Source organism: Clostridium mobile, assembly GCF_018918285.1.
Taxonomy (GTDB): Bacteria; Bacillota; Clostridia; order Clostridiales; family Clostridiaceae; genus Clostridium_AW; species Clostridium_AW mobile.
Genome location: NZ_JAHLQF010000002.1, coordinates 289482 through 305866 on the forward strand (window position 1 = coordinate 289482; position 16385 = coordinate 305866).

The following is a 16385-nucleotide window of genomic DNA, read 5'->3' on the forward strand; positions in this document are numbered from 1 at the left end:
TTAGAGGTGTAGCAATGAGAACAGTAAAACAAGTTTCGGATTTGACAGGGATAAGTGTGCGCGCACTACATTATTACGATGAAATAGGATTGTTAAAACCAAGTGAAATCACAGAAGCAGGTTACAGGCTTTATGACGATGAAGCCCTTAAAACCTTGCAGCAGATTTTATTTTTCAAGGAACTTGATATACCTTTAAAAGAAGTTAAAGAAATCATGGGTAGTCCCAAGTTTGATAAAATGCAAGCACTAAAAAACCAGAAAAAGTTGCTTATGTTAAAACCCAAAAGATTGGATGGTTTAATAGAGCTTATAAATAAAACATTAAAAGGAGAAAGCACGATGAATTTTAAAGAATTTGATATGAGCGAATATTATAATGTATTGGAAGAATTTAAAACAGAGCACGAGGATAAGGTAATTAAATATTATGGTAGTGTAGATAAATATAATGAACTTATTGAAAAATTTAAATCTAAGGAAGATGAAATTGCTAAAATGGCTATAAAGCAATATGGAAGTATTGAAAAATATGCTGAAGCCGTAAAGAAAAATCTTAATAGTGATATGTTAACTTTAGGAGAACAATATGATAAGTTTAAAAAAGATTTTTTAGAAGATAAGCATCCTAAATTAAAAGAATTATATAAAAAGCTTACATCTGACTTAAATAAAGATCCTTCTTCAAAGGAAATTCAACAAATTGCTGAAGAAATAATCAATATAGCTAAAAAAGATTATGAGGCTTTCAAAATGGATAATGGAGATGATCATTGGTACTATATGGTACAAATTTATTTGGTATATCCTGAATGGATAGAAGCAGTTGATAAGAAATATGGCCATGGTGCATCTAAATTTATCGGAGAAGCTCTAAAAAATTGTTCAGGAACTAAACAGCCTAAAGTAGAAGAACTATACGAAAAGCTAGTATCTGACTTAAGTAAAAATCCTTCTTCAAAGGAGATTCAACAAATCGTTGAAGAAATATCAGATGCAAGTAAAAAAAATCAGGAATTTTACAAAGTAGATGAGGGGGAGAATTATTGGGGTTATATGGGAGAACTTTATTTATCAAATTCTACTTTTATAAAAGTAATTGATAAGAAATATGGCAGTGGTGCATCTAAATTCATCGGAGAAGCTTTAAAATTTTATTCTGAAAATAATAAGTAAAGTTTTTTGAGAAAATTTTTCCTTGGCAACAAAATGGCAATAAGTTCATTAACTTTGGCAAAGTCATAGTGTTAGTATTTAGGTATACTAGTTATAAGGAGTGGTAAGACATGAGAAAAAAAGCAATACTTTTATTATTAACATTAACAGTTGCATTAAATGTTTCCGCATGTGGAAACAAGGAAAAAAAGAATGTATTATCAGAGGATGTAAAACAAGAAGTAGCCATGCAAGAAAATGAAACAAAAAAATTCATTGATGATGGAATCGATTTTTTAAACAAAGGAGAATACGATGATGCTAAAAGCAGTTTTGAAAAAGCAATCTCTATGGACAAATCTAATAAGGGAGCATATATAGAAATAAAAAATAGATATATGGAAAAACAAAGGATGGATGATGCTTATTATATTATAAAATTAGCTATAAGTAACGGTGTTGATACTGAAAACATGCAGAAGATATTAAATGATATAAAATCCAAATTTGAAGTTACTAAATTATCTGAATCTGCATATCAAAATGGTGAATACAAATTACCAACTAAAATCAAAGCAAAGATAAACAATGAAGATAAAGAAGTCAATGTGGTTTGGAATGATAATAAGGTAGACACAAGCAAATTAGGAAGCATAAAGTATGAGGGTAAAATAGAGCAATATGACAGAAGTGCGGAGTTGGATTTAGAAATAATAAAGGTTGAAAAAGCAAAGAAAATAGGCGGCATAAGCAAAGTATATGAGGAGAATGGTAAAAGATATTTAAAATTTGATGAGGTAGAATTTTACAAGAACAAAGATGGTAATGATAGCACTGCTGAAAACGAAGCTAGAAAAGACGGGGCAGACGCTGCTCTTTTTGATGAAGGAAACGTAGAAGGACGTTTAAATAATGGTTACTATATTAGAAATAAAGATAAGAGTTTAAAAACCTATGAAATATCTCCAAATGTAGATATATCCGTTTGCGGATATAGCGTTAATTTAAATACTATAGACCAACAAAATATAAGTTATGAAAAGTTTAAAACTTTGGATATGGGTGATAGAATTAGATTTAAAGGGGTTTTGTGTTATATACATCTAGAAAATAATGTAGTAGTTAAAATAGAGGAACAATATATTCCTTAAAAGATGTATAATGATAAGTAAGTTATAGATGAGTTACATTAAATAATTATTATTAGAATATGAATTAAAGTAATGTTGTGTTAAGGAGACTTTTTAATGGAATTCAAGGTTTTAGTAGTGGAAGATGAAATATCTATAAATGATATTTTAGTATCTGCTTTGAGGGCAGATGGCTATGTAGTCAAGGGTGTATTCCTAGGAAAAGATGCAAAAGATGTACTGGATTCTTTTAACCCGGATTTAGTGTTGCTGGATATAAATTTACCAGATGAAAGCGGTTTTGAATTATGCAGACATATAAATAGTAAATATACTATTCCAATAATAATGTTAACTGCACGAAATGATATTGTGGATAAGGTTTTAGGATTAGAATTAGGGGCTGATGATTATATCACTAAACCGTTTAATATAAAAGAGGTACTAACCAGGGTAAAGGTTGCAATTAGAAGAGTCAATAAGTATAAAGAGAAGCCAGAAGAATCATTTATAGAGATAAATAAATTTGTTAAAGTCAATTTAGAAGCTAGAATGGTATTTAAGGATAATGAAGAAGTTAAGCTTAAACCTCAGGAATATGAACTACTTGAGTTTTTTATTACAAACAGAAATAAAGTTTTTTCAAGAGAGCATATTTTAGATGAAGTTTGGGGAATGGACTATGATGGGGATTTTAGAACGGTGGATGTTCATGTTAGAAGACTAAGGAGCAAGCTGGATAAAGAAAATGCAGCCTCTATTATAGATACTGTTTTTGGCATAGGATATGTAATGAGGTAGCTTATGAAGATAAGAGATAAATTTATAATTGGATTGACATTTATATTGATAGTTTCATTGGTAGTTATGAATGTGGCAATAACAAATGTTTTAAAGGCAAGTATGGAAAAGGGTATAAATAATTCTTTAAAACAAGTAATGAATGGCACTCATGAGTATATAAAGTACAAGCTTTTAGCTAATGGTTCTAAAGATAAGAAAGAATCATTAGTGGAAGAAGGAAATTATATAATAAAATATATATCTTTAAACTATCAATGCAAATGTGACATAAGGGATATGAATTATAAATTGGTAGAAGGAAATGTTGAAGAAGAATTTAGAGGTATAATAAAAAGTAGTAATGAAATGGCCATGCAGGGTAAAGCGGTGGTGGATTTAAAATATAAAGGCGATGGAATAACTGCCATGCTAACTTATCCAATATATATTGATGATAATTATATAGGAATTATAAGTATAGTAAGAGGATATGATTCAGAATATAGTACCTATAAAAGAACTATTAACATTATAAATATTATAGAAGTTGGAATATTTATAGCTATATTTATATTTCTATTTTTAAGAACAACCAAAATTACCAATCCAATTAGTAAATTAACTGATGCTATAAAAAAGTTAGGAAATGGTGAGTACAGCATTTCAATTGATGAACATGGAAAAGATGAGGTTGCAATATTAGCAAGAGAATTTATAAACATGAGGGATAAAATAAAAGAGCAAATAGAAACCATTGAGGCGGAGAAAGAGAAGGTTTATAAGCTGGAAAAAGGGAGAAGAGAATTTTTTAACAGTGTAACTCATGAATTAAAAACCCCATTAACAGCCATATCAGGATATGCTGAATTATTGCTTAGTGGAATGGTGGATGATAAGGAATTTGATAAAAGGGCTATCGAAAGAATATATTCAGAAAGTGATAGACTTCATAAGTTAGTATTACAACTTATAGAGGTTTCAAAGGATATGTATGTTGTAAAAGAAGAGTTTAAAGAAGTAGATATGAAAAAGCTTATTACTCAAATTTGCAATGATATGAGCATAAAAGCTAATAAGTATTCCTTAAAAATACTACAAAACGTAAGCGAAGGGACAGTTTGGGCACAAGAGGATAAAATTAGACAAGTAATGATCAACGTAATTGACAATGCAATAAAGTATTCCTGTGGCGGAGAGGAAATACAGGTTAATTCACATGTATTGGATGATAAATATCATATTGAAGTAATAAATAATAGCAACCCAATTCCAGATGAAATATTTAATAATATATTTGAACCTTTCATAAAATCCAATGACAGCATGAGCAAAGACAGCAGAGGGCTAGGCTTATATCTATGCAGTGAAATAATCAAAGAGCACCAAGGGCAAATAACCATGGAAAATGGATTTGTAATAAAAATAAAAATTTCACTGAAAAATTATAAAAAAGCTTAAGGTTTAGAAAATAAATCTTAGGCTTTTTATTATTTTATCGAAATAAAAGTTTTTATACATAATCCTAGGGAATATGTTAAAATATTAAGGATTGGAATATAAAAATATATATTATTTTATCCGATGACTACCATCCGTAATACGCCCATCGCACTCTGTGAAAGCGATTCACATAAAATCAAAGATTTTGGTTCGCTGCTTTTCTACAAGTGGGAGATATTAGAACTCTTGAGCTTCAGTGATTTAGAGTTCTTATGCTGTGCATAACGGATGCTACGTCCCTGGATAAGTTCTTCTAAGCTTCAGCTGGAGTAAGTATTCCTTTTAAGTAAATTCCATCTGAAGCTAAGAATCACTTGATATAAAATCTAACATTTTATAAGTTGTATTAATAAGTATATAGTATTGTAATATAATTGTATTATAATTCCAATTTATTCTATAGGTAAATCTAAATGACAGATAGAAAATTATAAAATAAAATTAATGATATAATAATATAAATATTTAGGAGGGTCAAAAATGGCAATTGTAGAGGTAGTAAAGTATAATGGTAATCCAGATGTTTTTGCATGGAAATATCCCAGTGAAGAATTGGGGACGTGGACTCAACTTATTGTTAATGAGTCACAGGAGGCCATTTTATTCAAAGGTGGAAAAGCGTTAGATATATTTGAAAGTGGAAGACACACACTTGATACGGCTAATATCCCAATTTTAAATAAAATAATCAACTTGCCATTTGGTGGTAGGTCTCCATTTACCGCTGAAGTATGGTATATTAACAAGGCTCACTCCTTGGATGTGAAATGGGGTACAGCCTCACCTATACAATTACAAGATCCAAAATATGGCGTTTTTTTACCAATTAGAGCTTTTGGACAGTTCGGTATAAAAATTGACAATTCAAAGAAGTTTCTTCTTAAATTAGTTGGTACATTACCTATATTTGATAAAACCAGCATTGTAAAATATTTCAGAGGTTTATATCTAACCAAGGTAAAGGATGCTATCTCATCTTATTTTGTGCATAAGAAGATAAGTATTATGGAAATAAATGCTTATATTGATGATATTTCCACATATTTGCAAAGTGAAATGGCACCAATACTTGATGAATATGGCATAAAGCTAATTAATTTTTATGTAAATGATATTAGCGTTCCTGAAGATGATCCTGCAGTTGTACAACTAAAGAGTGCTTTGGCAAAGAAAGCTACAATGAACATTATAGGATATAATTATCAGCAAGAGCGTTCTTTTGACACACTAGAAGGTGCTGCAAAAAACAAAGGTTCATCTTCCAGTTTGATGGGCGCTGGCATGGGCCTTGGTATGGGAACTACAATGGGTGGCGTTATTGGGGATCAATTTGGAGGTATTGTGGGGAATATTAACACAAAAGCTGAAGATACAAAAACATGCTCAGACTGTAGTGCTCTAATGCCAAAATCTAAACGTTTTTGTGCTGACTGTGGTTTTGATACATTAAAGATAGAAAAAGAGGAAGAGGAGAATAAAGGGAAAACAGATTCTATAATTTGCAATAATTGTGGATCATCATATAAAAATACAGTGAAATTTTGTCCTGAGTGCGGGAATAAATATAATCCATGTCCAAAGTGTGGTGCAGATTTAGAAGAGGATTCTGTTACTTGCTATAAATGTAATTACGAATTTCCTACTCCATGCCCACATTGTAAAGCTACATTACCTAGTGGAAACACTAAATTTTGTCCAGAATGTGGGGGATCATTGGTTAAAACTTGTTCTTCATGTAATAATCCAATTAGCGGAAATCCAAAATTTTGTCCTGAGTGCGGGAATAAATTATAAGGGGAAGTGGCGAAATGAATTTATCTAAAAAAGGCTTTCTTACAATTTCTATAGGATTAATTACTTTAGTTACAACAATTATGATTTATTTTTTACTTCCATATACAAAGGAAGGGATAGATACGTTAACTTTTGGCGGTATAATTATTGCTGAAATATTATCCTTGCTTTTTATGTTAGTTTTAAATATGAAAACAAGTAGAAATAAGTTAATTATATCTGCTGGTGTATACACTACAATATTTTTATACTTGATTGCTTCTATTGGGACAGCAATTATTTTCCCTATATTTTTTAGAACAGCGCTAAAAGCATATATTATTATTCAAATTATACTCACAGCGGCTATGTTGGCTATTTTAATAATAACATTTGTTATGGGTTCAAGAGTAATTTTAAATGACAAGAATACAATGGAACAAGTTTCTGCATTTAAAACTATAGAAAATAATATTTTATTGATAAAAGATAATCCAAAAAATATAGAATACAGTGATTCTTTAAGACAAATATATGATGAAATTGTAGATTGCGACCAAAGCACATATGTAAAGACAGATAATATTATCGCAGAAAAGATTAATGATTTAAATCAATTGTTGCAATCTGAAGAAGTAGACAAGCAAAAAACTACTTATTTAATTGATCATATTTTACAGTTGATTAAGCAAAGAAATATTGAAGTGAGAAAGATTAAAATGGGAGGAATTTAACAATGGCAAATAATTCTATACAGGCTGCTATATCAAAAGATAAAATTAAAATCGTATTTCAGTCAATTATTGGCTGGGCACTTGCTATTATGTTTGGATTAATGTCTTTAGTTGGTCTTACACAAATTGAAGAAGGAATTGATGTGGCGGTTTTAATCTTTTGTTTGGCTCTTACTATTTATGGAGTTTCATTAATTAAAAAAGCAAAGAAACGCAAAAATTTAATTAGATTATTCAAAACCTATTCCGCTCGTTTGGCCTCTGATCCAACAAAATCTATTGATTTATTAGCAACATCAACGGGTGTTACTGTTGACGTTGCAAAGAAAAATATTACTGAAATGATAAACAGAGGTTATTTTACAAATGCTTATATTGATCTTAATAGGAATTGCCTTGTATTTGCAGGAGAAACACAACCAGTACAGCAGGCAAATACTATGAAGACTCCTAATAATCAACCACAGCAGGAATATATAACAGTAACATGTGGAGGATGTGGAGCAACAAATAAAGTAATCAAAGGAACGGTAGGAGAATGTGAGTATTGTGGTACTCAAATATCGGGAAAGTAGAGAGCAAGATTAATATTATATAAATATAATTATAAGAAAGTAAAGTTGATGGAATTATAAAAAAGCTTAAGGTTGAAAAAATTAATCTTAGGCTTTTTATTATTTTATCGAAATAAAAGTTTTTTTACATAATCCTGGGTAATATGTTAAAATTAAAGTAAAATATTAAGGATTGGAATATGAAAATAAATTTTGTTAGTAACTGCAGTAGTCATAGCTGTAGAAGTAAATAAAAATTTTCAATATAAAGGTAATTTTATTAGTAGGGCTAATAAGAAATTAACTAAAACAAGAATTTCCCTAAAAGAGATGGGTAGGTGTGAACAATAAAATATGAATAGTATAATTCAAACTTTAAATAGTGATCTATATTCTAAAGAAATACAAACTAGAATACTACCTGATAGCAACAAAGTTGATTCAAAAACTTTCTCCAGACTACTTGATGAAGAGAGAGTTGTAGCAAGTTATAAAATGTATTGGCTTTTAGGAATATTAGAAGAAGCAAGTTTAGGAAACAATGAAATAGAATTTCATAGACTCATAGCTAGAATGATAGTGGGGGCGTGGTATCCTACTATGCAGTATAAATTAAGTTTTGGTATGTTTGACAATTTAAAAACACCTATAAATTATGTTTCTGTAGAATATAAATTTGCTCCAAACTGCAATGAATCAGAGCTAATAAATTTTTTATGTGAAAGCAAAGATAATGAATTAAAAAAGATGATGAGAGATTTAACTTTGCAGGTTCCTTATAGGCTCCTATCACCATTCTTTTCAGAGGAACTTAGAGGGAAAAAGGATAGTTCTAAGAATAAGTTAATTACGGATATATCTTTAAATAGTGATAATTGTCTTTATAAAATTGTTAAAGGCGAGAAGGATAGAATTGTTTTAAATAAAGGATGGGCTGATTACCTTAATGAGAATTATAGAGTTATAAAATCTTGGATATACTACAAGCTTGTGTGTTTCCTTCAAAAGAGAAATCCTAATGTGCCTGCTATAGCTTTTAAGCTTGAAGCACCTAAAACTAGAAATCTAAATACAGCTACAAGGCTTTGGAAGGAGATTATTGTTGCAAAAAATATTAAAGATATTTATACAGGAAAAGCTTTTGTTGAAGGAAACTATACTAATCATGGAGTGCTTAGTATTGACCACTTTATTCCTTGGAGCTTTGTACTTCACGATGAGATGTGGAATCTTGTACCTACCTTTAAGAATATAAACAGCTCTAAGAGCGATAAGCTACTTAATTATAATAGATATATCGATAGCTTTTGTGATATGCAGTATGAAGCAGTTACTTATATTTTAGAAAAAGGTAAGGAAAAAGCATTGGAAAGCTATATTGATGTTTTAAAGATAGAGAGTTTTGCAGAGTATTTAAAGTACAAGCCTAAGGAATCTTTTAATGAGAAATTAAAACAGTGTATTTCACCACTTTACCAGATAGCTGAAAATCAAGGGTTTCAGGTGATTGATAAAATTTAATGATTAAATTATTTAATAATACAAATTTGTAATGAATGAAAAAAACTAAAAGAAGAAGTAGAAGAATTTTTTAATGCAAAAAACATAGAAGAACTAGCGGATATATATGAAGTAATAATAGCGCTAGCTTTCTTTGTGGGGAAGGGGGAAGAGGAATTGATAGATTTCTAAAGTGAAATAGTAAAGTCAAATGATAAAAGAATGCAAAGGCTATTATTTCATTAAAAGATCTATATAATAGATTTTGATTTTACCGTAGATTGAATGTTATGTAAAATAATGTTATAGTGTAGTAGCTATATAAAAAGTCAATTATAATAAAATAAATCTAATGATTTAAGATATATTTTTATTTAAGAAACTTATGATTTATCAAATTTTAAACAGCATTTTGTGAAAATAATAGGCAATATTTGATGTTCAATGGAAATAATTAAATTAAGGATTGGAAATAATAAATATTTAATTTGGATAGGTGAATTTTATGGGGAAAAGTCTAGGAATAATCAATAAGTTGAAAGAGAAAAATATCAAGTGTTTTGAAACCGATAGATTTAATTTAGATAATGAATTAATGGAGCCTTATCAAGATGATACAGGATACTATAATATTATTAAGCCACATGAAAGCTCAAAATTAAAGGAGTTTTTTATAGATGTACCTCAAAGAGGATACTATAGTTTATTTAAATATTTTTTAGATGGTTCTAGATATACTTATAAGATTGCAGATATGCAGACAGCGGATGGGGAGTACATGCCGATAGTAACAGCACAAATTGGTACAGCAATTTGTTCAAGAAATGTTATAACAGGTAAAATGAAAAAAGAGGTATTAAATAGAAAAAACTTGATTGCATTTTATAGCCATATAAATGAAGAAGATTTCATTGAAATAAAAGAAATGATTGAAAAATGTAATATTAATGGCGTAAATTTTTATGCTATTAAATATAACACTCAAACTAATAGAAGCAAAGAACGACCAGAAAATGCTGCAATAGCAAAAGTTCTCAAAGAAATGCATGATATGGAGATTGATTTGTTAAAAGATATGATGAAGAATAGAAAACTTAGCAGTGATAAAATGCTGATTTTAGATGGGTCATTACAATTTTTACAGAAGGATATAGATGATAATTTATTTACTTATGTAATAGGAGTTTCTAAATCATTTAATCCTAATCAAAGAGGAATGTTTAGAAGTAAGGAAATGCATATTGCATCGGCATTAACTCAGTTAAAATTTGGACAAAGAACACCAGTTATGAAGCATACAATGGAAGCAAATAACAGAGTAATTGGAGCGTGGTATCTAAGAATTAGACCAGAGAATATGGTTAAGAACCCGTTAGATGGAATTATAAGGGTTGAAAAGATTGCAATAGAAGATTGTGAAAAGGAGATAGGCTTTGATACCGATATTATAAATACTATTTCATATGCATTAATTTGTGAGAGGAATTCTACATGCCATGGTAAAGATCCAAGATGGTGCAATCATTTATATCCAGTATATTTAACAGAAAAAATGTTGAAAGAAAGTTTTTTAAATGAAAGAATTTTTTTGAATATATTTTAAAGGAGGAATTAGATGTCAAATAAAATTGGAAAGGTATCGGCAACAGAGAAAAACCCTACGAGTAATGATGAATTTATATTTTGGTTAGATGATGAAGCTGAAGTAAAGCCTTTTGATATTATAAAGGCAGAGAATAATATTGGAAACAAAGAGTCAACTACATACGCAATAGTTAAAGATATTTATCATTTGACGGATAGTGCTGGTCATTTAAGTAATTATATATCGTCTGACTTTGGTGATCTAGAATCACAGCCTATGACAAAGAGAATAGGAGTTACTTATGCTAGTGCAACTATAATTAATAATACAAAAGATGTGTATATGCCACTAAAAGATAATATTCCAATATATTTTGCTGCAAAAGATGAAGTTAAGCAAGCTTTGGGATTAAACAATATTAAAAATCCTATTTCAGCAGGATTTATTGATGGTACAAATGGTATTTCAGTTCCAATAGCCTTAAATAAGGAGTTTTTAATAGGTCCAGAAGGAGCACATTTGAATATATCTGGCATTTCGGGGTTAGCAACAAAAACTTCCTATGCAATGTTTTTGTTACAAGCAATACAACAAAAAACTAATGATACTGCTATAATAATACTTAATGTTAAAGGTTCGGATTTATTAAGACTGGATGAAAAAAATCCTAAATTGACAGATGCACAGAAAGAAGCATGGATAAAATCGGGATTAAAGTGTGAACCTTTTCAAAATGTAAAGTATTATTATCCATATAGACCAAATCCAGAATCTTATTATTCGAATACTTCCTTAGAAAAGGAGACCTTGGAATATCAGAAGGATTTGGAAAGATTAAAGAATTATGTATATACATATAAAAAACATAATTCAGATTTAGATTTACTTTTTAGTAATGTAGATGATCCAACTTATACAATGGAATCCATTATGAATTATATTATAGATAATAGTGACTTTTCCAATTTAACATGGAAAGAGTTTAAAGAAAAACTAAGCGAGTATTGTAAAAAGGGAATGGACAGACGAAATGGTAATGACATTACTGTTCAATCATGGAGAAAATTTAAGCGGTTACTTAATAAGTCTATAAATAACTCTATTTTTCAAGAAGCGCTTTCTACTGATAAAAGTAGAAATCATTGTTATTTAAGCGATGAAATTAAACTAATTAAATCAAATGAGGTGTTAGTAGTAGATATTGCAAAACTAGAAGAACAATTGCAATATCTTGTTTTTGGAGACATATTAAAAAGTGTTTATGAATTAAAACTAGGAGAAACAGATAGAGATGAAAGTGAAATTCCAAAACAAATAATTATTTTTGTAGATGAGCTAAATAAATATGCTGGCTCGAGTACGCCAAAGAATTCACCTATTTTAAGATATCTTTTAGAAATAACAGAAAGAGGAAGGTCAGAAGGTATTATATTGTTTTCAGCAGAGCAATTCAAAAGTGATATTCATGATAGAATAAAAGGAAATTGTTCGACTCATGTATATGGAAGAACTAATGCTATAGAGGTATCTAAACCAGATTATAGATATGTACCTAAGGTTTTTTCAAATATGATGACTAGATTAGGAAAAGGAGAACTAATACTACAACATTCAATATTTGGGACTCCGCTTAAGATTTCTTTTCCATATCCATCATATAAGCAAAATGCTAGTATAACTCAAAGAGGGGATGAGTAATGAATAAAATTAGCGCAACTATAGGAAAGTTTGCTTTAGATTCTTTAACTATAGGAATGTATGAAAATGAAATGGTGTTATATAGAGAATATATTCAAAATTCAACAGATGCAATTGATAGAGCAATCCATCTAGGGTTGATAAAATCTAATGAAGAAGCAAAAATAGATATAAGAGTGAAGAAAGAAGATAATTTAATTAAAATTACAGATAATGGCTGTGGTATAGCTAAAGATGAAGTAATATCTAAATTATGTGATATTGGAAATTCAGATAAGGACTACTATACTAATAGAGGGTTTAGGGGAATAGGAAGATTAGCTGGTACTGCATACTGTGAAAAGTTAATTTTCACTACTTCTTTTAAAGGAGAAGATTTAAAGAGCATATTGATATGGGATTGTAAAAAGTTAAAACAACTATTGAAACCAGGCGAAAATAAAGAGTTAGATTTAAAGCAAGTAATAGAAGCATGTGTAGAAATTACATATCAATATGAATCAGAAGAAAAACATTATTTTCAAGTAAGATTAGAAGGAGTGCAGCCAGAGTCTAATCTATTGTATACTGATAAAGTGAAAGACTATTTATCAGAGGTAGCACCAATAGAAATGGACTCTAGGACATTTTATTACTATTCAGATTTAAATGTAGGAATAAAGAAATATATGAGAGAAAATAAAATCCCAATAGAGGAGTATCCAATAGAACTTAATGGCAAAAAACTTACTAAGTTATATTCAACAAAAATAAAAGATAAAGATGGGAATAAAATTGATGATATAATAAATATAAATAAAGAAATCATTAAGGATAACTATGGAAATAATATTGCGTTTTTATGGTATGGAGAAAGAAAGATTTGTAAGGGTCAAATATACGATGATAAAGTCGCAGGATTACGATATAGAAAAAATAATATTATGGTAGGAGACTGTAATACTATATCCAAATTATTTGGTGATTCAGAAGCTCAAAAAAGATTTAATAAATATTATATAGGAGAAGTTTATATAATAGATAAATCTATTATACCTAATGCACGTAGAGATGACTTTGAGGAAAGTGATTCATATAAAATAATAAAAGAAAATCTTACTTGTTATTCTAAAAATTTAATTAAATTGGCAAGAGAAATGTCAAATATGAATAACGCTGAAAAAAAGTTAAATGAAAATGAAAAAGAAGTTGAGAAAATATTAAATAAGTTAAAAAACTCTAATTTAAATAAATCGAAGAAAGAAGAATTAAAAGAAGAAGTAGATAAATTAGAAAAGGAAATTAATAAAAATAAAAAGAAAATAGAAAATTCATCAGTAAAGTTGAGTGAACTAGGAAGAAAAGATGTAGCAAATAAGAGCCAGTCAGCAAATATAGCGGAGATTAGGGGGAAAGTAGGACATACTATAAATCTATTGAATAATGATGAAAATAAACGAAAAAGAAGGCAATCAGACCCATTACTTGGAAAACCAAAAGAAATTAAAAACATAGTAAGAGGAATTCTAGAAATATTAGAACAAGACCTAGATGAAAAAAAATATATGGAATTGGAAGTTAAAATATATAATTTTGTTAATAACAAAAAAAGGTAACATAATAAGTTACCTTTTTTTGATCGACATATTAAACATTATTTGATATAATTATAAAGAATTATTTAGAGAGGAGACTACTATGGCAAATATACTACTAATTGAACCAAACTATAAATGTAAATATCCTCCTTTAGGGTTAATGAAGATAGCTTTTTATCATAAATTTCATAGAAAGGATACCGTATGGTTTACTAAAGGTGAATTACCAAAAAAAATTTCTGATGACGTAAAAAATAAGCTTAAAAATAGCAAATATTATATAGATACTTATGGCGATAAAATAGAAGAATATGTAATTAACATTAATGAGATAATTAAGGATAATAAATGGGATAGAGTTTATGTATGTAGTTTATTTACTTTTGAGTATGAAGAAACCATGAAAGCGATAAATTATGCAAAAGAGTTAGTTGGTAAGGAAAATGTTTATACAGGAGGAATACTAGCAACTTTAATGAATGAGAAATTAAGTAATGATACAGAAGTAACTGTTAATATTGGACAGCTGACAGACTCTAAAATGATAGGATATGATGATAAAACAAATATAGATATATTAACTCCTGATTATAGTATATTAGATAATATAGAATACAAATATGAAAATGATGACGCATACTATGCATATACCACGAGAGGATGTGGAATGAAGTGTGGATTTTGCGCTGTTCAAAAATTAGAGCCAAACTATGAATCATTTATTTCTATTAGAAATCAAATAAATCAGGTGAAAGAATTATTTGGTGAGAAAAAAGATTTGCTATTAATGGATAACAATGTTCTTAAATCGAGCAATTTACATGAAATAATTGAAGAAATAATTAATTTAGGTTTTGAAAAAGGAGCTGTTTATAAAAATCCGAAAACAGGTAAGATGAAAAGAAGATTTGTTGATTTTAATCAAGGATTAGATGCTTTTCTAATAACTGAAGAAAAAGCAAAACTATTAGGAAAAATAGCTATTAAACCTGCAAGGATTGCATTTGATCATATTGAAGATGAAAAAACATATATTAGAGCAATAATGATGACAGCTAAAAATGGAGTAAATTACCTATCTAATTATTTGTTATATAATTCAGATGAGTTTAGTGGGAAAGGAAAAAATTATAAAGCAGATAATCCTATCGATTTATATAAAAGATTAAAACTTAATGTTGAATTACAAGAGAAACTTAACAAAGACATAAGTGATGAAAGTAAAAGGGTAAGTATTTTTTCATTCCCAATGAGATATATTCCTATAGATGACCCAAAGCGTGGATATGTAGGAAGTAAATGGAACAAAAAATATTTAAGAGCTATTCAATCAATATTAATACCTACTCAAGGAAAAGGTGTAACTAAAAAATCATTTTTTGAAGCTGCATTTGGCAAGGATGAAAATACATTTATGAATACAATACTAATGCCAGAGGCTTATATAACATCACGAGGGGAACCAACTAAAATAAAAAAAATAACAGAAGAAGAATTAAATAATAAATTGAAAATATTTAATAAATTTGAAATACTAAGGGGAGAATGGAATAAATTATACAAAAGCTTAAATAATACCGAGAGAAAAAATTTTGTCGATGTTATAGGAGAAAATAAATTTGACTATCAAAATTTTATTAAGATAGATAGCGAGATAGGAAGACTGCTCTTTATTCATTATTTAACAGAATCGTCATTTATGAGCTTGTTAAAAGATTTATATATAAATGAAAAATTTGAGTATATAAGTGAAATATGCACTTATATAAAAGAAAATATGATAAATATGTATGAGCAATTAGTGAGATATATGGCTTTAAGGAATAGAATTGATAAAAAATTAGAAGTATTTAAACATATATTTGGTGAAAATGAATTAAATAAGCTTATCATAGAGTGGATAAAGGATAATTGTAGTAGAAAAAACTTCATACTATACATAAAAAAGGTGCATTTTATAGATGAAAATATTCTTTATATAATAAAATGGACTATAGATCTTAACATACTAACGGATATAGAAAAGAATATTATTAAAAAGATAATAGAAGAAAATAGAATAAATGAAGAGGATGAATTCTTTTTTATGTTATCAGATAGAATATTTAATAAGCTGAAGAAGGAATCTATAGAAGATAAATCAAAAAATATATTAAAGGAAATTGAACATTATAGAACGATTCAAACACGATTGATTTGAGCTGAATGGAAAATAGATATTTAAGAATAATATATCCATTTAACTCAGTAACATTTTCAAACACTTCTGCATACTCTGCTAGTATTTAGCAAGTTTGTAGGAGAGTTAATAGAGAGGTAAAATATAAAAGATTAACAGTAAAGCTAGGGAAGTATGTAATCTAAGAAGCTGAATAAAAATGCAAGAGCTAACTTTAA

General features: G+C 28.5%; 13 protein-coding genes. All 13 read left to right on the plus strand.

All coding sequences use genetic code 11. The annotated features are described in order from the left end of the window. Nucleotides 1-14 precede the first annotated feature (14 nt). On the plus strand, nt 15-1175 hold the full coding sequence (locus KQI86_RS07290; protein ID WP_216438621.1) for a MerR family transcriptional regulator: 1161 nt from the start codon (nt 15-17) through the stop codon (nt 1173-1175). A gap of 110 nt (nt 1176-1285) precedes the next feature. Next, a complete protein-coding gene (locus KQI86_RS07295) occupies nt 1286-2305 on the plus strand; it encodes an Ig-like domain-containing protein (RefSeq protein WP_216438622.1) in 1020 nt (339 codons plus the stop codon). Between the two features lie 96 nt (nt 2306-2401). Then, complete coding sequence (locus KQI86_RS07300) at nt 2402-3085, plus strand: response regulator transcription factor (protein WP_216438623.1); 684 nt, start codon at nt 2402-2404, stop codon at nt 3083-3085. Between the two features lie 3 nt (nt 3086-3088). After that, nucleotides 3089-4525, plus strand: coding sequence for a sensor histidine kinase (locus KQI86_RS07305; RefSeq protein WP_216438624.1), 1437 nt, complete (start codon nt 3089-3091; stop codon nt 4523-4525). Nucleotides 4526-5047: 522 nt separating this feature from the next. Further along, nucleotides 5048-6361: an SPFH domain-containing protein gene (locus tag KQI86_RS07310; protein ID WP_216438625.1), complete on the plus strand. Its 1314-nt coding sequence runs from the start codon at nt 5048-5050 to the stop codon at nt 6359-6361. A gap of 14 nt (nt 6362-6375) precedes the next feature. Next, a complete protein-coding gene (locus KQI86_RS07315) occupies nt 6376-7074 on the plus strand; it encodes a hypothetical protein (RefSeq protein WP_216438626.1) in 699 nt (232 codons plus the stop codon). Nucleotides 7075-7076: 2 nt separating this feature from the next. After that, nucleotides 7077-7649: a hypothetical protein gene (locus KQI86_RS07320; RefSeq protein WP_216438627.1), complete on the plus strand. Its 573-nt coding sequence runs from the start codon at nt 7077-7079 to the stop codon at nt 7647-7649. A gap of 192 nt (nt 7650-7841) precedes the next feature. Then, nucleotides 7842-7979 (plus strand): hypothetical protein, encoded by a 138-nt coding sequence (locus tag KQI86_RS07325; protein WP_216438628.1) that lies wholly within the window; start codon nt 7842-7844, stop codon nt 7977-7979. Nucleotides 7980-7982: 3 nt separating this feature from the next. Continuing rightward, entirely contained in the window at nt 7983-9149 is a 1167-nt protein-coding gene (locus KQI86_RS07330) for an HNH endonuclease domain-containing protein (RefSeq protein ID WP_216438629.1), read from the plus strand. A 484-nt stretch (nt 9150-9633) separates the two neighbouring features. After that, nucleotides 9634-10731, plus strand: coding sequence for a hypothetical protein (locus KQI86_RS07335; protein ID WP_216438630.1), 1098 nt, complete (start codon nt 9634-9636; stop codon nt 10729-10731). 12 nt (nt 10732-10743) lie between these two features. Next, a complete protein-coding gene (locus tag KQI86_RS07340; protein WP_216438631.1) occupies nt 10744-12411 on the plus strand; it encodes an ATP-binding protein in 1668 nt (555 codons plus the stop codon). After that, nucleotides 12411-14006, plus strand: a complete 1596-nt coding sequence (locus KQI86_RS07345; RefSeq protein WP_216438632.1) for an ATP-binding protein — start codon at nt 12411-12413, stop codon at nt 14004-14006. Before KQI86_RS07340 ends, KQI86_RS07345 begins: the two co-directional genes overlap by 1 nt. A gap of 82 nt (nt 14007-14088) precedes the next feature. Continuing rightward, on the plus strand, nt 14089-16188 hold the full coding sequence (locus KQI86_RS07350; RefSeq protein WP_216438633.1) for a radical SAM protein: 2100 nt from the start codon (nt 14089-14091) through the stop codon (nt 16186-16188). Nucleotides 16189-16385 lie beyond the last annotated feature (197 nt).